18 protein-coding genes are annotated in these 20,841 nt (G+C 40.5%); 14 read left to right on the forward strand and 4 right to left on the reverse strand.

The window, feature by feature from the left end:
- The first annotated feature begins 2 nt into the window (after positions 1-2).
- From WG943_RS18020 to WG943_RS18065, 10 genes are all read left to right on the forward strand, one after another.
- Positions 3-1,076, forward strand: coding sequence for a COX15/CtaA family protein (locus WG943_RS18020; RefSeq protein WP_340411137.1), 1,074 nt, complete (start codon positions 3-5; stop codon positions 1,074-1,076).
- Positions 1,076-1,978 carry a heme o synthase gene (gene cyoE, locus WG943_RS18025; protein ID WP_340411139.1) on the forward strand — a complete coding sequence of 301 codons (903 nt, stop codon included), beginning with the start codon at positions 1,076-1,078 and terminating at the stop codon, positions 1,976-1,978. Before WG943_RS18020 ends, cyoE begins: the two co-directional genes overlap by 1 nt.
- Complete coding sequence (locus tag WG943_RS18030) at positions 1,975-2,565, forward strand: cytochrome c oxidase subunit 3 (protein ID WP_340411140.1); 591 nt, start codon at positions 1,975-1,977, stop codon at positions 2,563-2,565. Before cyoE ends, WG943_RS18030 begins: the two co-directional genes overlap by 4 nt.
- Before the next feature lie 25 nt (positions 2,566-2,590).
- Positions 2,591-3,337, forward strand: coding sequence for a cytochrome c oxidase subunit 3 (locus WG943_RS18035; RefSeq protein ID WP_340411142.1), 747 nt, complete (start codon positions 2,591-2,593; stop codon positions 3,335-3,337).
- A 62-nt stretch (positions 3,338-3,399) separates the two neighbouring features.
- The gene (locus WG943_RS18040; protein ID WP_340411143.1) at positions 3,400-3,738 is read left to right on the forward strand and encodes a cytochrome C oxidase subunit IV family protein; all 339 of its coding nucleotides are present in this window, start codon (positions 3,400-3,402) and stop codon (positions 3,736-3,738) included.
- 11 nt (positions 3,739-3,749) lie between these two features.
- Positions 3,750-4,421 (forward strand): SCO family protein, encoded by a 672-nt coding sequence (locus WG943_RS18045; protein WP_340411145.1) that lies wholly within the window; start codon positions 3,750-3,752, stop codon positions 4,419-4,421.
- Positions 4,399-4,953: a DUF420 domain-containing protein gene (locus WG943_RS18050; RefSeq protein ID WP_340411147.1), complete on the forward strand. Its 555-nt coding sequence runs from the start codon at positions 4,399-4,401 to the stop codon at positions 4,951-4,953. The genes WG943_RS18045 and WG943_RS18050 overlap by 23 nt, the downstream gene beginning before the upstream one ends.
- A gap of 43 nt (positions 4,954-4,996) precedes the next feature.
- The gene (locus WG943_RS18055) at positions 4,997-5,257 is read left to right on the forward strand and encodes a hypothetical protein (protein ID WP_340411149.1); all 261 of its coding nucleotides are present in this window, start codon (positions 4,997-4,999) and stop codon (positions 5,255-5,257) included.
- Between the two features lie 1,619 nt (positions 5,258-6,876).
- Positions 6,877-9,366 carry a sensor histidine kinase gene (locus tag WG943_RS18060; RefSeq protein WP_340411150.1) on the forward strand — a complete coding sequence of 830 codons (2,490 nt, stop codon included), beginning with the start codon at positions 6,877-6,879 and terminating at the stop codon, positions 9,364-9,366.
- The gene (locus tag WG943_RS18065; RefSeq protein ID WP_340411152.1) at positions 9,363-12,854 is read left to right on the forward strand and encodes a hypothetical protein; all 3,492 of its coding nucleotides are present in this window, start codon (positions 9,363-9,365) and stop codon (positions 12,852-12,854) included. Before WG943_RS18060 ends, WG943_RS18065 begins: the two co-directional genes overlap by 4 nt.
- 151 nt (positions 12,855-13,005) lie before the next feature.
- Here WG943_RS18065 and WG943_RS18070 read toward each other — a convergent pair whose 3' ends face one another.
- Both WG943_RS18070 and rfaD read right to left on the reverse strand, forming a co-directional pair.
- A complete protein-coding gene (locus WG943_RS18070; protein ID WP_340411154.1) occupies positions 13,006-13,464 on the reverse strand; it encodes a YciI family protein in 459 nt (152 codons plus the stop codon).
- 148 nt (positions 13,465-13,612) lie between these two features.
- Positions 13,613-14,578 carry an ADP-glyceromanno-heptose 6-epimerase gene (gene rfaD, locus WG943_RS18075; RefSeq protein ID WP_340411155.1) on the reverse strand — a complete coding sequence of 322 codons (966 nt, stop codon included), beginning with the start codon at positions 14,576-14,578 and terminating at the stop codon, positions 13,613-13,615.
- 62 nt (positions 14,579-14,640) lie between these two features.
- Between rfaD and WG943_RS18080 the strand changes: the two genes are divergently transcribed.
- The 4 genes from WG943_RS18080 (at position 14,641) to lpxB (ending at position 18,206) form a co-directional block, all read left to right on the forward strand.
- Positions 14,641-15,582, forward strand: coding sequence for an ABC transporter substrate-binding protein (locus tag WG943_RS18080; RefSeq protein ID WP_340411157.1), 942 nt, complete (start codon positions 14,641-14,643; stop codon positions 15,580-15,582).
- Positions 15,579-16,589 carry a FecCD family ABC transporter permease gene (locus WG943_RS18085; protein WP_340411159.1) on the forward strand — a complete coding sequence of 337 codons (1,011 nt, stop codon included), beginning with the start codon at positions 15,579-15,581 and terminating at the stop codon, positions 16,587-16,589. The genes WG943_RS18080 and WG943_RS18085 overlap by 4 nt, the downstream gene beginning before the upstream one ends.
- Positions 16,590-17,015 (forward strand): 6-pyruvoyl trahydropterin synthase family protein, encoded by a 426-nt coding sequence (locus WG943_RS18090; RefSeq protein ID WP_340411161.1) that lies wholly within the window; start codon positions 16,590-16,592, stop codon positions 17,013-17,015.
- A 69-nt stretch (positions 17,016-17,084) separates the two neighbouring features.
- Entirely contained in the window at positions 17,085-18,206 is a 1,122-nt protein-coding gene (gene lpxB / locus WG943_RS18095) for a lipid-A-disaccharide synthase (RefSeq protein WP_340411162.1), read from the forward strand.
- A gap of 345 nt (positions 18,207-18,551) precedes the next feature.
- Here the strand turns inward: lpxB and clpX are convergent, their stop codons facing one another.
- Both clpX and WG943_RS18105 read right to left on the reverse strand, forming a co-directional pair.
- On the reverse strand, positions 18,552-19,775 hold the full coding sequence (gene clpX / locus WG943_RS18100) for an ATP-dependent Clp protease ATP-binding subunit ClpX (protein WP_340411164.1): 1,224 nt from the start codon (positions 19,773-19,775) through the stop codon (positions 18,552-18,554).
- Between the two features lie 349 nt (positions 19,776-20,124).
- Positions 20,125-20,823 carry a ClpP family protease gene (locus tag WG943_RS18105; protein WP_340411175.1) on the reverse strand — a complete coding sequence of 233 codons (699 nt, stop codon included), beginning with the start codon at positions 20,821-20,823 and terminating at the stop codon, positions 20,125-20,127.
- Positions 20,824-20,841 lie beyond the last annotated feature (18 nt).

Here is a 20,841-nt window from a genome sequence, read left to right on the forward strand (position 1 = left end):
TAATGTCTAATAAATCTTTTCATAAAAGGTTTAGAAATATTGGAGTACTTACAGTTATTGCTGTATACTTCCTAATATTAGTCGGAGGAATCGTGCGAAGTACAGGTTCGGGAATGGGATGCCCAGACTGGCCGAAGTGCTTTGGCAGTTGGGTTCCTCCGACTGATGTTAGCCAATTACCTGAGAACTATCTAGAGATATACAAACAGAAGCGAATTGAAAAGAACCAGAAGCTAGCAGGCTTTCTTAACAACGTTGGTTTTGATGAGATCTCGGCTTCTATATTTTCGCATCCAAGTCAGTACATTGAAACAGAGTTTAATGTCACAAAAACTTGGATTGAGTATTTAAATCGCTTGGTTGGTGTACTAATAGGTTTTTTTATATTCCTGACAGTACTCTACTCTATACCTTATTTGAAAACAGATAAAACAATATTTTATCTGTCGTTTGGTAGTTTTATCCTAGTTGGAGTACAAGGATGGTTAGGATCTATAGTTGTTTCGACTAATCTTCTTCCTGTAACAATTACAATTCATATGGCTCTAGCCTTGGTTCTTGTAGCACTATTACAATATGCTGTTACTAGACCTAGTAAAGAGTTATATGCGAGTAATTTTAATAGTAGTACAAAAGTTTACCTGCTTTTGTGGCTTGTAGCTTTAACCACTTTTATTCAAATCTTGATTGGCACACAGGTCAGAGAGAACGTGGATATAATTGCATTTGCTACAAATGGTCTTAATCGTGAGACTTGGGTAGATCAATTAGGCTTAAGCTTCTATGTTCATAGATCGTTTTCAATAATTCTAATTGCTTTATATGCATACTTGGCATACGAGGTATATAGGCTTAAAAATCGTTTAATTACAAAACTGACAACAATTATGTTGGTTTTAGTAGGTTTTGAAATCGTGATAGGTGTATTAATGGCATATTTTGCAATACCAGCTTTTCTTCAGCCTTTCCACCTTACACTTGCGGCACTTTTGTTCGGTGTGCAGTTTCAATTGCTTTTAGTTTATTATTATGCCTCTAAAAAGGCAGCAACAAAAACAGTAGCTGTATCTAAGTAATGAGTACTACTACAACAGATTCGCTATCGTTACCAATTATTATGGCACACAAAGCATCTGCTTATTTCAAGCTTCTAAAATTTAGATTAAGCTTTACAGTAGCTTTTTCCAGTGCCATAGGTTTTATTCTTGGATACCCTAATGCATCATATTTAAGCATTGCCATGGTTATGCTTGGTGGATTATTGGTAACGGGATCTGCGAATATTATCAACCAGGTACTGGAAAAAGACCTGGATAAGGTAATGAAAAGAACAGCTAAGCGCCCACTACCCACAAATCAAATAAGCGTGCGTGATGCTATCATATTTTGTATAACATTGGGGGTTGCTGGTGTAAGTTTACTTGGTTTATACTTTAATGCTTTAACTGCTGCTTTATCCCTGTTATCTTTAGTACTCTACGGATTTATATATACTCCACTTAAGAGAATCAATCCTATATGTGTATTTGTTGGAGCAATTCCTGGAGCTATGCCTCCACTAATAGGATGGGTAGCTGCATCTGGATCAATTGAAGTAGAGGCTATCATACTATTTGGAATACAATTTTTCTGGCAATTCCCTCATTTTTGGGCTATAGCGTGGGTGTTAGATGATGATTATAAGAAAGCAGGATTTAAAATGCTACCAACAGCTGGTGGCAAAGACCTAAAAACCGCTGTCCAAATCATGATCTACACGTTGATGCTTATTCCTTTAAGTCTACTGCCATTGCAGTTCGGCATGACTGGCACTACATCTGCGATGATAGCGGTAGTATGTGGCGTATTGTTTTTAGCTCAAACATTTTATTTAATGCGAACATGTTCTAAGAAGGCCGCAATGAATATAATGTTTGGCTCATTTTTATATTTACCTATCGTTCAGATAGCGTTTGTTTTAGATAAAGTTAATCTATGATAATGGTTGATAATAGGATCGATAATAGTCCCACATCTTCGGGCGTACATCCATTAAAGTTTTCGCTGTGGTTGATTATTATAAGTATTATTATGATGTTTGCAGCTTTTACAAGTGCATACATTGTAAGAAGGGAAGAGGGGAATTGGCTTGAATTTGAGTTACCAACTATACTTCTAATAAATACATTAATTATTGTTCTTAGTAGTGTAACAATGCAATGGGCTTATGTGTCTGCTAAGAAAAATAATATAAAAGCAATAAAGCTGGGATTAATACTGACAGCTGCATTAGGTACTGCTTTTCTGATTGGCCAATGGAATGGATGGGCTGAATTAGTACAAAACAATATCTATTTTGGCGGTTCAACAAGCAACCCATCCGGCTCATTTTTGTATGTATTAACAGGAGTACACGGATTTCACCTGGTAACAGGATTAGTGTTTGTACTGATCACATTAATGAGTAGTTTAAAGTATAAAGTTCATTCTAAAAATATACTACGTATCCAGTTGTGTACTGTTTATTGGCATTTTTTAGGCGGACTTTGGCTATATTTGTATATATTCTTAAGAATTAATCATTAAACAAATTTTTTTCAATACATAAACTATGTCTACTTCAACTACGCTGGAAGAACCTAAAACAGGTACATGGGACGGTGGGAATGAGCCGTTAAAGGCGAGCTACGGAAAACTGATGATGTGGTTTTTCCTGCTTTCTGACGCATTCACGTTCGGTGCTTTTCTAATTGTTTACGGTTTATCGCGCCATAAGCACTTACCTTACACAGGAGAACCAGAGGCATTTACATTCTCAACTGAGTACTGGCCGATTCCGGAGAAGGTATTTAATGCTTTCCCTGGTTTACATGGCATGGATTTACCTCTTGCTTTTGTGGCTTTGATGACCATGATTCTAATCCTAAGCTCTGTAACTATGGTATTAGCAGTGGAAGCAGGCCACCGTATGGATAAAAACGATGTACAGAAGTGGTTGTTGTGGACAATATTGTTTGGTGCTACTTTCCTTGGTTGCCAAGCATGGGAGTGGGCTCACTTTATCACAGGTACTGATGAAGGTATGTTGCTAGCTGATGGTACTCGTGTATATGGAGCCAATCTAACTATAAACCAGTATGGTCCACCCTTGTTTGCTGATTTATTCTTTTTCATCACAGGTTTCCACGGTACACACGTATTCTCTGGTGTAGTATTGTTAATTATGATATTCATAAATACTGTAAATGGCGTTTACCATAAGCGTGGACATTATGAGATGGTTGAAAAAGTAGGTCTTTATTGGCACTTTGTAGACCTTGTTTGGGTATTTGTATTTACTTTCTTCTACCTGATCTAATTTTAAAAACTTACATAAACTGTAATTTCGTCTGCGAAAGCAGGCTATAAACAGAGAAAAATATGGCAATGCATCACGATCATGATCTTCCGGCAGGTGAAATTCCAAAGCCACAAACAAAAGCTATTTGGAAGACCTTTTTTATACTTGTAGCATTAACTGCTGTAGAGTTCTTGTTTGCCTTCACAATGGATGCAGGAACTCTTCGTAATGCGATCTTCATTATTCTGACAATATTTAAAGCATTTTATATTGTTGCTGAGTTTATGCACTTAAAGCATGAAACTAAAGCTCTTATTTGGTGTATACTTTTACCTATGGCGTTAGTTGCCTGGTTAATGGTTGCTTTGATATCAGAAGGAAGCTATTACTTCGAATCAGTTACAAATTATTTTAGATAAACTTACGTATAATGAGTAACATCAAGGCACTAGTACTAGGTCTCCTATTACTAGTGCCTATTTTCGTTTTTATATTTATCACTACATTCGGAGAACACTATTTCTCATTAAGAACTTATTTTCCTGAATTAGATGATAAAGGTGAGGTAGTTTATAATACTAAAGGCGATACTGTTTTTAGTAAAATACCTGATTTCACTTTAACCTCCCAAGAAGGTAGAACTTTTAAAAAGTCAGAAGATTTAAAAGAAACTATCTACGTAGTTGATTTCTTTTATGCTACCTGTCCAGTTATATGTAAGAAGATGTCCTCTCAGATGACACGAGTGCAGGAAGCTTACCGAAACAACCCTTCTATTAAACTTGTTTCAATAACAGTAAATCCAGAGAATGATACTGCTGCAGTTCTTAAAAATTATGCAGATCAATATGATGCAATCCCGGGCAAATGGTTCTTCTTAACCGGTTCACGCGAGCAAATTTATAAATTAGCTTCTGAGTCTTTTTACCTTCCTGTTCAACAGGTGCCCGGACAGCAGGATTTTATTCACAGTGAAAAATTTATGCTAGTTGATAAAGAGCAGCGTGTACGTGGAATTTATGACGGCACTGAGTATAAAGATGTTGACCGACTTATTTTAGAAATTAATGTATTGCTAGATGAGTACAGTAAAAATAAATAACCTTACTAATGCACGCGATAAGAAAGTACTAACGCTTATAGCAGTTCTTTCAGTTGCCATACCTGTAGTGGTGGCTGTACTTTTTTATATGCCAAAATCTGGAGAATCTAACGTAGATGTATCTTATTTACCGGGTTTTCATGCAATACTGAATTCCTGTACTGCCATCGCTCTTGTAACTGGTTACTTTCATATTAAGCGTAACAACACGAAAGCACATCGTACAGCCATGCTATTTGCATTCGGCTTATCAGCTGTGTTTTTAGTTTCTTATGTTACGTATCACTTTTTAGGCCAACGTACAATATATGGTGGAGAGGGTCTACTAAAGTATATATATTATTTTATACTGCTAACTCATATAGTGTTAGCTATTGTCATAGTTCCGCTAGTATTGCTGTCTGTATACTTTGGGATAACTAATCAGTTATCTAGGCATAGACGCATTTCAAAATGGACCTTTCCTGTATGGTTATATGTTGCTGTAACAGGTGTATTAGTGTATTTGCTTATTTCTCCTTATTATACTTAAATAGTAAGTGCCTCAAAAAATAGATAAAGTGATGAAGAAAAATATGAAACGATTCCTCGCTGTATTTGGACTTATACTTTCATTTGCTTTTGTTTCAAACGAAGCTTATAGTCAATGTGCTATGTGCCGTGCTACAGTAGAGTCTAATGTAGGTACTGGTAGCAAAGATCCAGAATCTGAAGTTGGTTCAGGATTAAATACGGGTATACTTTACCTTATGTTAGTGCCTTATGTACTTATTGGTACAGTAGGCTTTTTGTGGTACAGAAGTAATAAGAAGAAAAAGCAGGAAGCATTGAGTTAAGACTTAGGCTTGATTATTGCGCATTTGAATTTATGGTGACGGCTGAAAAGTAGAAGCTTTTTTGTTTAAACCTGCGCAAGACAAATCTTAAATGTATTATCCTAGGAATTCAAGTTTTAAGTCCTGTTGAGCAATTTAGTCATTGAACTTATAATGTGCTATTAGAATCAAATTCACTATTAGGACTTTATAAGTTTTATCCTACAAAGTCTTGCTGAGAATGATAGAATGTTGTGATGTTTATACTTATAACAACATTTTAATAGCTTGAGATCATCGTATGTTGATGCTATTGGTTATACATTTTTATAAATTGTAAAACGGCAGCACTAGATACTAATCTTTTAATGAATCTATAGGGCTTATCTTGCGTTTTGCTTAAATTCGAAGATAAACACACTATTGTGAATCAGAAGGTAACGCCCTTATTCTTTTTTCTTCTTTCTGTACTGTGCTTTATTGTTACAGCATCTCTACATTTTAATTTTGCTAAGTTCGGTACAGAACAAGATCAAACTTCACAACTTTCTGCGATTACCGAACGCACAAACCTGCTCGTTTCTGAGGCACAAAATGAAGCCGTTCATATAAGTGAAGATCTGGAGAACGGTTCCATTTCCTTTTCAAATCTGCTGATCAAGTCAGAATACCCTACATTTATTTACAAAAACGGACAGCTTATATTTTGGTCTAACCATACTTTGGTGCCTGACCTAGATATAACCAATACACTCAAATCAGTTACGACTGTTAGGAGCAAGTATGGAGCTTTTATAGTAGTGCCCCATTTTAAGGAAAAGTATGCTGTTTATGTTTGCGTGCCACTGCAGCTTGATCATAAGTTAATCTCTAACCTGGAGCTTAATAAAGGCAGGAAAGACATCCTATCAGAATTTGATGTAAAGTTGGATCTTGAGTCTAAAAGGAAATTACCTGTAGTTTACTCTGAAGATAGAAAATTTCTCTTTGCACTTGATTTTGGAACTCAACAAAAGCAGACACAGCAGGAAGGTATTAAAATAGTACTGCTGTTGTTAGGAAGTGCCTTCTTTATAGCCTTTGCATTTACTGTAACACGTAATTTAATAAATAGAGGCAGGCATAACTACGGTATAATGTTTTTTCTGCTAATGCTGCTTGGCTATAGAGTTATATTACTTCTGCTTGAACTTCCCTTTTCCGTTGCTGAAGTTAGTCTATTTGATCCTAAATTCTACGCAGCGTCTTTTTGGTCTCCCTCTATAGGAGATCTTGCCTTAAATATGCTTTTGCTTACAACTGTGGCTGGGGCAGGTCTATACCTTTTCAATAAAAAGAAAGTACTAGCACAACTTAATCATCTTACTAAATACCAAGTTAAAGGGTACTTAATAGGCTGCTTTCTATTTTTCATACTGCTTTTAGTAGTGTTGTATCAATTCTACCACGGACTTTATAAGAATTCTCCTTTAGTACTTGATATCACACAATCACTAGAATTCACAAAGTACAAACTTATTATATATGGTATAATGGTAGTGCATACAATTGCATTAGCACTTTTTACTTATATGTTAGCTGCTATAGTATCAGTTTTGGTTCAAAAGGTACATAAACTGTGGCCTATTAAAACTCTGCTTTTGATCACAGCAGTTGCTATTGGTGTTAGTGCATTTTTTAGCATGCAGTTATATGCCACTATACTTATTGGTGCTATTTTCTGGTTAGTTGTAGTGCTTTCAGCACAGTACTCTATAGCTATTAGCCTGCCTTACAGAACATACCTTTTCGTTTTTTTAGTAATAATGGTAAGTGCATTTGTTGGTGCTTTTGCATTGTTTAACCATTACCAGGAAGAAGTTAAAACCTATAAGCAAAAGTTTGCTACAAACCTGCTTCAGGATAATGATGTTTTAGGAGAGTATTTGCTAGAAGAGATAGCGGTAAAAATCTCAAAAGACAGATTTATTCAGTCTAAAATGAAGGGCCCTTATATTGATGCAGGCTTTATTAAACGTAAGATTTCAAGGCAGTATTTAAGGAAATACTTTGACAAGTATGAAACCAATGTGTTGCTTTTTGACAGTGAAGGACAAAACCTGGTTAGTGCCGATACAACGGCCGCCACTTTGCAGGAACTACTGCGTAAGTATAACACACCTGAGACTCAAACAGAAAGGGATAATTTATACTTAATAAAAGACCCTAGCAAGTATAACGCCCGCACCTATTTTCAGGTAATAGAGGTGCCAATCAGTAATTTTATGAAAGGTAGTGTTGTGCTGCAATTAACGTTAAAGCGCATGCTGCCGCACAGTCTGTTGCCTGAGCTGTTAAGCGATCAGCAGTACAACCAGCCTTTCCGTATCGACCTGTTAAGTTTTGCAATTTACGAGAACAACAACCTAAGTTATAGCGAAGGTGAGTATGATTATGCAACCAATTTTGACACGGTGCATATCAAACATTCAGAGTTTTACCATGACGGACATAACCAGGGAGATTATCATCACTTTGGCGTAGCAGCTGGCCCTGATAAAGTACTTGTTGTTACAAATCAAAAGTATAGTGCCAAAGAGGTACTTTCTAACTTCTCATTCATGTTTCTGGTGTACATATCAGGATTTATTGTCTTAAGTATACTTTTACTGTTGTTCAGACGAAGGTATATAAGAGAGTTTAGCCCTAATTTTAGCACTAAGATTCAGGTTTTCCTCAACTTCGGCATACTTCTGCCGCTATTGTTGGTAAGTATTGCTACTGCAAGTCTTGTTACTTCATCTTATAAAAAGGATTTGATGAACACATATGAGCAGCGAGGTAAAGCAGTACAGGAAAACTTAAATGAGTTCATAGCCTCAGGTAGCTTTGAGCGAAGAGGTGTTTTACAGCGCCGTGTCTCAGAGATTGCCTCAATATCAGAAACCGATATAAACCTTTACGACCGAAACGGACATTTACTGACTACCAGCCAACCCCTTATTTTTGATACCGGCTTACTTTCTGAGCTGATAAACCCACAGGCTTATGCTGCAATTTCTGAAAGGCAGGCGCTGAGGGTGCTGCTGGAGGAGCATGCGGGCAACATGACATTTAATTCTGTTTACTTACCACTGCGTATCGATAACGATCCAACTTCACTTATTGGGTTTGTAGGTATACCTTTCTTTGATTCTGAGAAGGAGCTGGACCTGAAACTGATTGAACTGATCACTACCACGATGAACATATTCACTGTGATGTTTATCATGTTCATGATCCTGACGTTTTTTGCATCTAGGGCACTAACGGTGCCACTGCGCATGTTGGCAGATAAATTGAAACGCACTTCGCTAACAGGTAAAAATAAAATGCTTGCTTACGAAGGTGCCGATGAAATTGGTATGCTGGTAAATGAGTATAACCGTATGCTGCTTACACTGGAGCAGAACAAGGAGGAATTGGCCATGCAGGAAAAAGAAGCAGCATGGCGAGAAATGGCAAGGCAGGTGGCGCATGAGATCAAAAATCCGCTTACCCCAATGAAGCTCTCGTTACAGTACCTGCAGAAGGCAATCTCTGAGAAGAAGCCCAATACAGAGCAGTTAATCGAAAAAATTTCGCACACGCTAATCACACAAATCAACATCTTAAGTGACATTGCTACGTCTTTCTCTAGCTTTACCTCTATGCCGGAGCCAAAGAAGGAGCAGATAAACGTGGCTGCTGCGCTGCGTAAATCAGCGGATTTGCACAACGACCCTGCAACGGCTGTGGTAGATACTACTATAACAGCTAATGAGGTAATAGTTATGGCTGATGAGAGCTTGATGGTGCGCACGTTTAATAACCTGTTGCTAAATGCAATTCAGGCTGTTCCGGCTACCCGAAAGCCTCACATTAATATTTCGCTAACTCAAGAGGCAGGCGATAAAGTACTTATCTCTATCCAAGACAACGGCAACGGAATTCCGGAGGAGATAAGAGGCAAAGTATTTATACCTAATTTTAGTACCAAGTATACAGGATCTGGTATAGGCCTGGCTGTGGCTAAAAGAGGAATTGAAAACGCAGGTGGCCAGATATGGTTTGAGACAGAAGAAGGGAGAGGCACAACGTTTTATATTTCTTTACCGCTGGCCAAAGTATGAATGTAAGAGGGCTATACCTGCTGTTGCTCCTGTTCTGGCTAAGCATTCCGCTGGTAGCTCAGTCTTCTTTTACTAACCAACGCTGTAAGTGGCTGCCTGTCTCTAACGAAGCTTTTATACTTGATACCCTCACTATTGAGCCAAGCTCTATATCTTTTGTACATCCACGCAAAGAGCAATTCACTTACGACTACAACTTCAGCACGCAGGAGTTCAGGTTTACCCAGTTTCCTGAGTCCGATTCTATATTGATAGACCGTATTGGTACCAGAATTCCTGCGCCTGACTCAGTATTGGTCTGTTTTAGAGTACTACCCGTAAACCTGACAAAGCCAGCATTTAAACGTGACATCACAAAACTTGATCTCAATCCTTTTCAGCGGAATGTATACCAGGAGGATATCAGCACAAAAGAGGAAATCTTCAGGACACCAGGACTCAATAAAACCGGAAGTATAAGCCGCGGTATCTCGTTTGGTAATACGCAAAATGTATTTGTAAACTCGGCTCTTATCCTGCAGTTAGACGGAAAGCTGACCGACGATATAAGTATAACGGCTGCCATCACAGACCAAAACATTCCTTTTCAGCCGGAAGGGAACACCCAACAGCTGCAGGAGTTTGATAAAGTATATATTACCCTTAACCATAAGCAATGGCAGCTGACAGCCGGCGATGTGGTACTGCGAAACAAGCCTTCATACTTTCTGCAGTACTATAAAAATGTACAAGGTGCAGCCTTCGAGACTGTATTCGGTAAGTCGCCGGAACAGCAGGGGGTAACAGCAGTAGCAGCCTCTGTTTCGAAAGGAAAGTTTGCCTCGCAGGTGGTGGAGCCGCAGGAGGGGGTACTGGGGCCATACCGTTTGCGCGGGCCTAATAACGAACGCTTTATTATAGTGCTGGCAAATTCAGAGCGTGTTTTTATTGATGGTAGACTATTAACACGAGGTTACGACTACGATTATGTAATAGACTACAATCAGGCGGAAATCACTTTTACCACACGCCATGTTATTACCCGTAACACCCGTATCAGAGTAGACTTTGAGTACTCAGACCAAAACTACAGCCGGGGGATTTATACTTTGAATCATTACCAGAACATGGGCAGGCTAAAAGTATACGGTAATTATTACAACGAGTCCGATAACCCGAACAACCTCATCAACCTAGACCTGCAGGATGAGCAAAAGCGCCTGCTCTCCAGTATAGGAGACGAGCTTAATCTGGCTGTTACTCCCGGCGCTGATAGTGTTGCTTACGACCCTAGCCAGGTATTGTATGCTAGGCGCGATACGCTCTACAACAACGGCCAAAGTATGGCTAGTATTTTTGTGTATAGCCAAAACCCAGATGAGGCATACTTTAATGTACGCTTTACAGAAGTCGGAGCAAACCAAGGAGATTATGTAGCCGCTACCGATGCTGTGAATGGCAGAGTATACCGCTGGGTGGAACCTGTAAATGGTGTGTCTGCAGGTAACTATGCGCCAGTGCGGGTGCTACCTACACCACGCAAAAAGCAACTGATGACCTTTGGGGGTAGCTATGAAATACAGAAAGGCATCAGCGTATTTGCAGAAGGCGCCGCCTCTGAAAATGACCTGAACCGTTTTTCTGACGTTGACTCTGGCGATGACAAAGGCAAAGCTGTGCGGGTTGGATATACGGTGCAGGAAAAAGAGATCGAATGGCTGGGAAAGTATAAACTGAACAGCGCCCTGAATTACGAATATACGGATAAGAACTTTAGCCCAATAGACCGCTACCGCCCCATTGAGTTTGACCGCGACTGGAGTTTAGCTAACCTGACAGAAAATGCTGAAGACCATATTTTGAATTTTTCAGTAGGAGCTGCTCAGGATGCAGCAAATTTCTTTAATTACCGCATCAGCAGGCGCTACCGTGATGACCAACTGGATGGTGTGCAGCATTACTTAGATGCTTGGAAGAAGCTAGGGCGCGTGGAGCTGCGCAATAATTTTTTTATACTTAACAGTGAGCAGCAGGAGCGGGAGTCGGAGTGGTACCGTGGCGATGTAGGTATAAAGTATAATACGGGCAAAATGTCTCCTGGCTATCTTTATCGGTTTGATAAGAATAAGTTAAAAGCAATCGGTACAGATTCTATCATTGGGTCTGCTATGTACTTTGAAGAGCACTTGGTTTATGTAGAGAGCGCCGACACAGCCCGCACCAGAATCAGGCTAGACTATAGCCATCGCAAAGACCTGCGCCCAACTGCTAACGGTGAACTTGGCTTACCTGAAATCGGGCAAACATACAATGCCATACTTCAAACTGTGCTGGGCGCCGAAAGTGACTTGGCTGTGCAGGCTACTTATAGAAAGCTAGAATTAGAGGCTGCAAAAAATGAGGAAACAGTACAATCCAGAGTAGATTGGAATGCAGGTTTCCTGGATGGCGCACTTAGGTCGGAGTTAAGCTACTCAGTTGGTACAGGCCGTGAGTTGAAACGTATTTTTATTTTTAGAGAGACTTTGCCGGGGCAGGGCACACACTATTTAAGAGACGGTGGCAATCCTGCTGACCTTAACGATTACCTGGAGGCACAGACAATAGACCAGCAGCGTTACATTAAAATATTTCTGCCTACGGATGAATACATAAATGCCTACACCAACCGCTTTACATACAGGCTAAACACTAGTACCCCACGTAGCTGGCGTGGACAGAATGGATTAAAAGGTTTAGCTTCCAAGTTTTCTATGCTGAGCTTTGTTAGTGTTGATAAGAAAACAACTGATAATGATCTTGGCAACCGCTTCAACCCGTTTAGCCAAGATTTTGAAGATGAGTTTCTAATTTCGATGGCAAATGCACTACGGCACACAGTGTACTACAACCGCAGTAACCCACAGTATGGAGTAGAGTATACGGTGCAGCAAAACAAACAGAAATCTTTACTGGCAAGCGGAACAGAAACGCGAAACGTGGGCAGCCATCAGTTGGTGGGCAGGCTAAACCTGAACGAGGTGTTGAGCACACAGCTAAGGGCAGTGCAGGGCATCCGTGAGAACAGATCAAACTTTCTGAACTCAAAGAACTTTAAAATTATATCGCAGGAGCTTACACCTGAGCTCGCTTATCAACCCAATACTCGTTTAAGGTTTACAGGTACTTACCAATTTGCTTTAAGGCAGAACGAAACTGCCCCCGAAAACGATGAGCAGGAGGGAGTATTTAATGAACTTGGCTTAGAAACAAAATTGAGCCAAGTAGGAAAGCGCACTGTTACTGGTAACTTCCGTTTCGTTAACATCAAGTATACAGGCGATATTAATTCGTTTGTAGGCTACGAAATTCTGAATGCCCTGCGTCCTGGCAACAATTTAACCTGGTCGTTAAACCTGCAGCAACGCCTGAGCAACGGCCTTAACATCTCCCTTAACTACGACGGGCGTAAAGCAAATGGAATAAGAGCTGTGCATACAGGTAGAACCCAAGTGTCGGTGCTCTTCTAGTCCAGTGATAGAAGGTGCCTTATAAATCTTAATAATTTTTAAAGGCTAATGTGACTACAGTGGCTCTTTAAAAATCACGTCAAGGAAAAGTAGGTCTCTAGATCTGCTAAAAAGGAATCAGCCTAGTAATCAAAATCCTTTTAATCACTGATTAAGGCTTCATCTTTGCTATTTTATTACTAGCCGGTAAGTACATTGGCAACGCAGCAGAACCATACCATGGGTAAAGCTCTACATCAAATATTTTAGCCTTAACAGCCGGATCAGTTTCTACAAGTTTTTGGGCTTCTTCTACAGTTTTGACATCAAGTATAAAAATGCCACGATAGGCATTATCATTCTTTCCTAAAGGACCTGCTACAATTAACTTCCCTTCTTTTACGAGTCTGTTAATATTATCCATGTGCCCGCGGAAGTATGAATTTAGCTTCTCTTTATCAGTTGTAGTGTTACTTCCCGTTTTAAGTATAGCCAGCACATACTGTTTCATGCCATAGTCATCAGCTCCCAGAGAATCGGCGAGTGTTTTGTTGTAGCTTGGGTTTTGGGTTTGAGCATTAGCGGCAAAACCAATGCAGCAAAGTATGGCAACAGCGAAAATATATTTCATAAGTATAAATGTGGCGTTGTTATAATGAGAACTTTAAGATACTGTATTTGATGAAAAGAGCAAGCTAGGTTTAAAACCTATACTTGTCCTTTGATATGCATAATGAGAGAATAACTAACTACACCCTGATAAACATGAGTATAGCATACTAATAATAGTTGTTCTCCATTAAGTAGTTCTGTACGTAGTCCTTAACGCCTTCCTCTAAAGTATAAAAAGGCTTATCATAACCGATAGAGCGAAGCTTGCTCATGTTGGCTTCAGTAAAATACTGGTAGTTATCGCGCAAATTCTCTGGGGTATCCATAAAGTCGATGTTAGGTTCTACACCCATTGCTTCGAAGGTATTAAGTGCCAAAGCCATAAAAGTGCGGGCCTTACCGGAGCCTAAGTTGTAGATACCGGAGTTTTTGCGATGATGCATCAGGAACATACACACTTCTACCACATCCTTTACATATACAAAGTCACGCATCTGCTCGCCGTCGGCAAAATCCGGGTGGTGTGAGCGGAACAGCTTCATGCTGCCTTTTTCTTTAATCTGGTTGTAAGCATGAAAAATAACAGAGGCCATTTTGCCTTTGTGGTACTCGTTAGGGCCATACACGTTGAAGAACTTTAGTCCGGCCCAAAAGAAAGGCTTGGCAGTTTGATCTAGTGCCCAGATATCGAAATCGTTCTTAGAATCGCCGTAAGGGTTCAATGGTTTTAAAAGGGGAATGGTAGCCTCATCGTCGTCGTAGCCTAACGTGCCGGAACCATACGTTGCCGCCGAAGATGCATACACTAACGGAATCTGATACTCGCAGCAGGCATTCCATACTTTTTTGGAGTAGTTCAGATTAAGCAAGTCAAACACATCTTTGTTAAACTCAGTAGTGTCAGTACGTGCCCCCAAGTGAAAGATAAATTCTACTTCTTCGTAGTTCTCATCGAGCCACTCAAAAAAGCCATCGCGGTCTACATATTCTTTTATCTTTTTGCCTTTCAGGTTGCCTTCTTTTTTAGCTACCGAAAAGTTGTCTACTACCACTATATCGTTAAAGTTGGCTTGGTTTAGCCTGCTTACTAGGCAGCTGGCGATAAAGCCTGCTGCGCCGGTTACTACTATCATAAGTTTATATTTAAGCCTGTATCGAAATTTGCGCTAAATTTACAAAAATAAACTACGCAACCTTGGTAACTCGCACCTATACTTTGGCACCAACACGCAATATACTTTACAGCCTAATCATACTTTGTATCTCTGCTTTTATACTTTTGCTGGTTAGTGGCTGCAGTAGTAATACGACTAAAGATGCGGATACAGAAAAGATTATACTAAAAGATGACCTAGGTAGAAAGCTAGAACTGAATGGTCAGCCAAACCGTGTGTTCTCGCTAGCTTCGTCGATGACGGAAATGTTGTATGCTGTGCTTGATACCAGTACTATCATTGCCAGAACACCAAACGATGATTACCCTGCTGCTGTCTCTTCTAAACCTGTAGTAAGTAATTATCCTGTAGATTATGAGCAAATCCTTTTGCTGAAGCCTGACCTGATTTTTACTGTAGAGGGCATTACGCCACTGGATGTAGCTGAAAGGTTAGGGGGGTTAGGCGTACCAGTGTATTACCAGAAATATAGAACTATAGAAGATATCTTTATTGGCTTAGAAGAAATCGCTACAATTATGGGTAGAGAGGCACAAGGTAAGATACTCGCGGATTCGCTTCGAAAAGAGGTGCAAAGTATAGCTCAAAAGTATAAAAATGTACAGCAGCCACAGCAGGTATTAGCCATCACCTGGAAAGATCCGATTTACGTGTACGGTCAGAACACCATTTTTACAGATAAGCTCAAAATTTTAGGAGCTGAGAATGCGGTTAAAGAGGTTTTCGAACAGCCCTACCCCGCGCTTACCCGCGAATACATTCTAAAGCTTAACCCGGATGTGTTGATAGGAGGATCTAAAGAGAAACTAGAAAACGAGTTTTTCGGGCTTTATCCTGAGCTGCGTAAAATCAATGCTTACCAGAATAACCGCATCTACGACCCAACCGATAACCTGCAGTCGAGACCGGGGCCGCGTGTGGTGGAGTCGCTTAGAGAGTTAGAAAGTTTCCTATATCCATGAGGGGGAAAGCATTATACTTTATACTTGCCTTGCTGCTGATTGTGGTAGTGTTGGCGTTGGGTTTGCAGGTAGGATCTTTCGAGGCCAATGCTTTTACTGTTTGGGATGCATTCTTTAATTACGATCCTAACAACACCACACATTTTGCCATACTTCATCTTCGCTTGCCGCGCCTGTTGCTGGCTTTGGTAGTAGGTGCTTCGCTTGCCTTTTGCGGATACCTGATGCAGGCAATGGTTAATAACGGTTTGGCAGATCCATACTTACTGGGAACTGCTTCTGGGGCATCTTTGGGTGCAGTTATCGTTTTCTTTGGTTTTGTGCCTGTAAGTATAGCTGGTTTATACTTGCCATCCGTGTTTGCCTTTGCTGGAGCATTTCTTGTAACGCTGGTTGTAGTTATACTTGGCTACCGCAAACGCCAACTCATCCCGAGCCAGATGTTACTGGCAGGTATTGCCTTAAGCTCACTTTGTACAGCCATGGTAGGCATGCTTACATTTTTATCAGACTCAGAGGGTAAACTGAAATCTGTTATCTTCTGGTCTATGGGGAGCTTTGAGCGAGCAACATGGCAGCTGGTGGCATACCCAGCTGTTACCATAATGCTGGCGTTGTTGTTTTTCCTGTTTTACCAGAAGCAGCTAAACATACTTCTGCTTGGCTCGGAGCGTGCGCAGGCAATAGGGGTTAAGGTTGCGCAAACTAGATGGGTGATTATGGGCGTGGTATCGGTGGTTACCGGTTTTGCTGTGGCCACGTCTGGACCTGTTGGTTTTGTTGGGTTAATCATACCGCATGTAACGCGTGCCGTAATGGGTACAACAGGTAGAAGTAACCTACTTTTTTGCGCGTTTATAGGTGGATTTTTTATGCTTTTTTGCGATTTATTGTCTCGTGTAATTTATCCGCCGGCGGGTCTGCCAATTGGAATCATTACTTCGTTCTTTGGTGTTCCTTTCTTCGTATATTTGCTGTTCAAAAAGAATTACAATTTTAGAGGTTAAATGATTTACGTAAGCAGGTTAGAGCACTTTAATGCAGCCCATAAGCTGTATAACCCAAATTGGTCGCTGGCGAAGAATAAAGAAGTGTTCGGCCCTTGTGCCAACGTTAACTGGCATGGCCATAATTTTGAGCTTATTACTACTGTAAAAGGCAAGCCAGACGCTGACACGGGTTTTGTAATTGACCTGAAGCAGCTGAGCACACTTATCCGTGAGCACATCATAAAAAAGGTAGACCACAAGAACCTGAACATGGATGTCCCATTTATGGAAGGAAAACTAGCCAGCACCGAAAACCTGACCATCGAGTTCTGGAAAATTCTGGAGCCGCGCATCTCTGAGATTACAGGAGGCAGAGCTAAATTGCACAGCCTGAAACTATACGAAACACCGCGTAACTACGTAGAGTATTTCGGCGAGGAGTAACCACTTCTCATATTATCCTTTTTACAATTTTTTTGCCTTTACAGGTAGCCCAGAAAGTACACGGACTGCATGAAATATTACATTATAGCTGGTGAGCGATCCGGTGACTTACATGCCTCAAATTTAATTAAACAATTGCGCCTGCAGGACCCTAATGCACAGATACGTGGTTGGGGTGGCGACATGATGCAGGCAGCCGGCATGGACCTGGTGCGCCACTACCAGGAAATGGCTTTCATGGGTTTTGCCGAAGTATTTAAAAGTCTTCGCAAGATTTTGGGTTTCCTGAAAGAGTGTAAAGCAGATATCAAAGTATGGCAACCCGATGTAGTAATATTAGTAGACTATGCCGGCTTTAACATGCGGATTGCTAAATTCGCTAAAAGGCAGAACTTAAAGGTTTTCTACTACATCTCTCCAAAAATTTGGGCTTGGAACCAGGGGCGCGTGCATAAGATTAAAAAGGTAGTGGACCGCATGTTTGTGATCATGCCTTTTGAAGAGGAGTTTTACGGCCGTTTTGATTATAAAGTAGATTATGTTGGCAATCCTGTAAACGATTCTGTTACAGACCATGTGGCTGTTTCTGATTTTCGTGCAAAAAACAAGGTTTACCACAACAAGCCTATTATTGCTATACTTCCGGGTAGCCGTAAGCAGGAGATCGAGAACATGCTGGATGTGATGCTGAGTGTGCTGCCATCTTTCCGCGATTACCAGTTTATAGTGGCAGGTGTGTCTAACTTTTCTAAAGAGTACTACGAGCAGTACAACAAAGATCCAAACATCAAGATCATCTATGACCAGACTTACGACCTGCTGGCGCACTCAAAGGCAGCCTTGGTAACATCTGGAACTGCTACCTTAGAAACAGCTTTATTTAATGTGCCGCAGGTGGTGTGTTATAAAACCAGTGCCATTTCATACTTTATTGGTAAAATGGTAATCAAAGTACCTTATATCTCTTTGGTAAATTTGATTGCTGATAAGTCTGTAGTTACTGAACTTATACAAGATGACTTTACGCCTAAGAGAATTGTGGCAGAGCTAAAACAAGTATTATTTGATAAGTACTTCCTGAAGAAGCAGTTGGATGGATATGAACTGGTGAGAAAGAAAATTGGTGATTACCGTACTGCTGAGCGTGCCGCTGAGTTAATGGTGGGATATCTGAAGCAAGAGAAAGTATAACTTAGGTTCTCATGAACAAAAGCAGGCGCCATGACTATTATAGTCGATGGCGCCTGCTTTTATTTTGGGGCAACTCTACAGTTAGCTATATCCGTATAGTAAAATGCTTCCTGTTATTTACAGGTATAAACTTAACGCAAACCTCAGGCTACTATGAAATCTATATTTATCGCTTTAGGGCTAACTAGCATTGTAATTTCAATTTTACTGATTAACGCCTCCCGAGCTATTCCCTTTGTTGATGAAGACTTGGACGCTGAGCTTGAATAAATTATCCTGATACCATAAAAGCAGAAGCCCCGGTTAGACTAACCGGGGCTTCTGCTTTTATACTTTATACTTTGGTTACGCTACTTTAAGTTGCTTCAGCGTAGATTTTTCAAATTTCTCTCGAGCGTAGTCGCCTGTAATTACCAATTCTTTAGTACCTTCTTCTGATGGCAATTCAAACATAGCATCTGTCATGATGCCTTCGCAGATAGAACGTAAACCACGTGCTCCAAGCTTATACTCTGCAGCTTTTTCTACAATGTAATCTAATGCGCTGTCATCAAAGCTAAGGTTGATGTTCTCCATTTCGAATAGGCGCTTGTACTGCTTCACGATAGAGTTCTTAGGCTCTAACAAGATAAGTCGAAGTGTTTCTTTATCCAGTGGATTTAAGTGTGTTGTTACCGGCAGTCGACCAATTAGCTCTGGTATCAAACCAAAATTCTTTAGGTCTTGTGCTGTGATATACTTCAGGAAGTTCTCGTTCTCTTCTACCTCGTCCAATTTAGATTTAGAGAAACCAATAGGGCGGGTGTTCAAGCGGTTTTTAATTAATCTATCAATACCTACAAAAGCGCCACCGCAAATAAACAGGATGTTCTCTGTATTTACCGTGATCATTTTCTGCTCCGGGTGCTTACGGCCACCTTGCGGCGGTACGTTAACTACAGTACCTTCTAACAGTTTAAGTAGTGCCTGCTGTACACCCTCACCACTCACGTCGCGGGTTATAGACGGGTTATCGCTTTTACGGGCAATCTTGTCAATCTCATCAATGTATACAATACCACGTTCTGCCGCCTCTACATTATAGTCAGCGGCCTGCAACAGGCGGGTAAGTATACTTTCTACGTCTTCGCCTACATAACCGGCTTCTGTAAGTACAGTAGCATCAGCAATACAAAAAGGCACCTGAAGTATACCGGCCATCATTCGGGCAAGATACGTTTTACCAGTACCAGTTTCACCCACCATAATGATGTTGGACTTTTCGATCACCACATCGTCGTTTTCTGTAGGCTGCATCAGGCGCTTATAGTGGTTATAAACTGCCACCGACATTACCTTCTTCGCCTCGTCCTGGCCAACTACAAACTGATCAAGATAAGTCTTCATCTCCTTCGGCTTCATCAGGTTGAATTTTGGAGTGCGGCTGTTCGCGCGTATCTTATTCTCCTCGTTCAAAATCTGCTGTGCCTGTCCAATACAACGGTCACAAATGTGAGCATTGATACCGGATATCATCACCGATACATCTTTCTTGTTTTTGCCGCAAAATGAGCAAGTAATCTCTGCCATACGAAACGATTGATCCAAAAATATTTTCCTCCAGGTACTGGAAGAAAACAAAGGTACAAAATTGGAAATTTATACTTGCATAAATGTTTTAATGCAAATATTTCTATAATCCCAAAAAACTGGGTTAAATTTTAAAATATATATTTTTTAATTTTGCTGTAAACTCCTTGTAATTAGCGGTTTGTAAGATAAGAGTATCCACAGACCTCTGTTGATAATTTTTTAAAAATTTTAACGTTATAGCAAATTTCAGTACATAAGTATACTCAAATAGATACTAAACGGCAAATAAAAACCCGCTCCTGTTTACGAAGCGGGTTTCATAAAGTATGCATTTGTTAGCTTTTACTTAGCTGGTCTTACGTATCAGCACTTCATCAATCAAGCCATATTCTTTAGCTTCATCGGCTTTCATCCAGTAGTCACGATCAGAGTTATCGTATACTTCTTGGTAGGTTTTGCCTGAGTGTTGAGCCAGAATTTCATAAAGCTCTTTCTTTAGTTTCAGGATCTCGCGTGCTGTGATCTCGATATCAGAAGCCTGGCCTTGCGCGCCACCCATTGGCTGGTGGATCATGATGCGTGAGTGTGGCAGCGCAGAACGCTTGTTAGCAGCACCGCCAGCCAGCAATACCGCACCCATAGAGGCGGCTAGACCAGTACAGATAGTAGCCACATCCGGGCTTACATACTGCATCGTGTCATAAATACCAAGACCTGCATAAACCGAGCCTCCCGGGCTATTAATGTAAAGCAGGATATCTTTCTTCGCATCTGCCGACTCCAGGAACAGCAACTGAGCTGTGATAATATTGGCAATAAAGTCATCTACTTGTGTGCCAAGGAAAATAATACGGTCCATGATCAGGCGAGAAAATACGTCAATCTCACGGAAGTTAGTTGGTCTTTCCTCAATCACAGAGCGGGTCATACTTTCTATAGTATGCATAGCCCTGCCTTCTACGTGGCTTATATATTGATCTACGCCCAGGCCGCTCATGCCTTGGCCCTTTACAGCAAATTTGCGGAACTCGTCTTTGTTAAACATCATCTTGTTTAGGTTTAC

It is taken from the genome of Pontibacter sp. H249 (genome assembly GCF_037892465.1).
GTDB lineage: Bacteria > Bacteroidota > Bacteroidia > Cytophagales > Hymenobacteraceae > Pontibacter.

Coding starts and splice junctions, on each gene's coding strand:
- WG943_RS18020 (WP_340411137.1), top strand. CDS start 3: ATGTCTAATAAATCTTTTCATAAAAGGTTTAGAAATATTGGAGTACTT.
- cyoE (WP_340411139.1), top strand. CDS start 1,076: ATGAGTACTACTACAACAGATTCGCTATCGTTACCAATTATTATGGCA.
- WG943_RS18030 (WP_340411140.1), top strand. CDS start 1,975: ATGATAATGGTTGATAATAGGATCGATAATAGTCCCACATCTTCGGGC.
- WG943_RS18035 (WP_340411142.1), top strand. CDS start 2,591: ATGTCTACTTCAACTACGCTGGAAGAACCTAAAACAGGTACATGGGAC.
- WG943_RS18040 (WP_340411143.1), top strand. CDS start 3,400: ATGGCAATGCATCACGATCATGATCTTCCGGCAGGTGAAATTCCAAAG.
- WG943_RS18045 (WP_340411145.1), top strand. CDS start 3,750: ATGAGTAACATCAAGGCACTAGTACTAGGTCTCCTATTACTAGTGCCT.
- WG943_RS18050 (WP_340411147.1), top strand. CDS start 4,399: ATGAGTACAGTAAAAATAAATAACCTTACTAATGCACGCGATAAGAAA.
- WG943_RS18055 (WP_340411149.1), top strand. CDS start 4,997: ATGAAACGATTCCTCGCTGTATTTGGACTTATACTTTCATTTGCTTTT.
- WG943_RS18065 (WP_340411152.1), top strand. CDS start 9,363: ATGAATGTAAGAGGGCTATACCTGCTGTTGCTCCTGTTCTGGCTAAGC.
- WG943_RS18070 (WP_340411154.1), bottom strand. CDS start 13,464: ATGAAATATATTTTCGCTGTTGCCATACTTTGCTGCATTGGTTTTGCC.
- rfaD (WP_340411155.1), bottom strand. CDS start 14,578: ATGATAGTAGTAACCGGCGCAGCAGGCTTTATCGCCAGCTGCCTAGTA.
- WG943_RS18085 (WP_340411159.1), top strand. CDS start 15,579: ATGAGGGGGAAAGCATTATACTTTATACTTGCCTTGCTGCTGATTGTG.
- WG943_RS18090 (WP_340411161.1), top strand. CDS start 16,590: ATGATTTACGTAAGCAGGTTAGAGCACTTTAATGCAGCCCATAAGCTG.
- lpxB (WP_340411162.1), top strand. CDS start 17,085: ATGAAATATTACATTATAGCTGGTGAGCGATCCGGTGACTTACATGCC.
- clpX (WP_340411164.1), bottom strand. CDS start 19,775: ATGGCAGAGATTACTTGCTCATTTTGCGGCAAAAACAAGAAAGATGTA.
- WG943_RS18105 (WP_340411175.1), bottom strand. CDS start 20,823: ATGTTTAACAAAGACGAGTTCCGCAAATTTGCTGTAAAGGGCCAAGGC.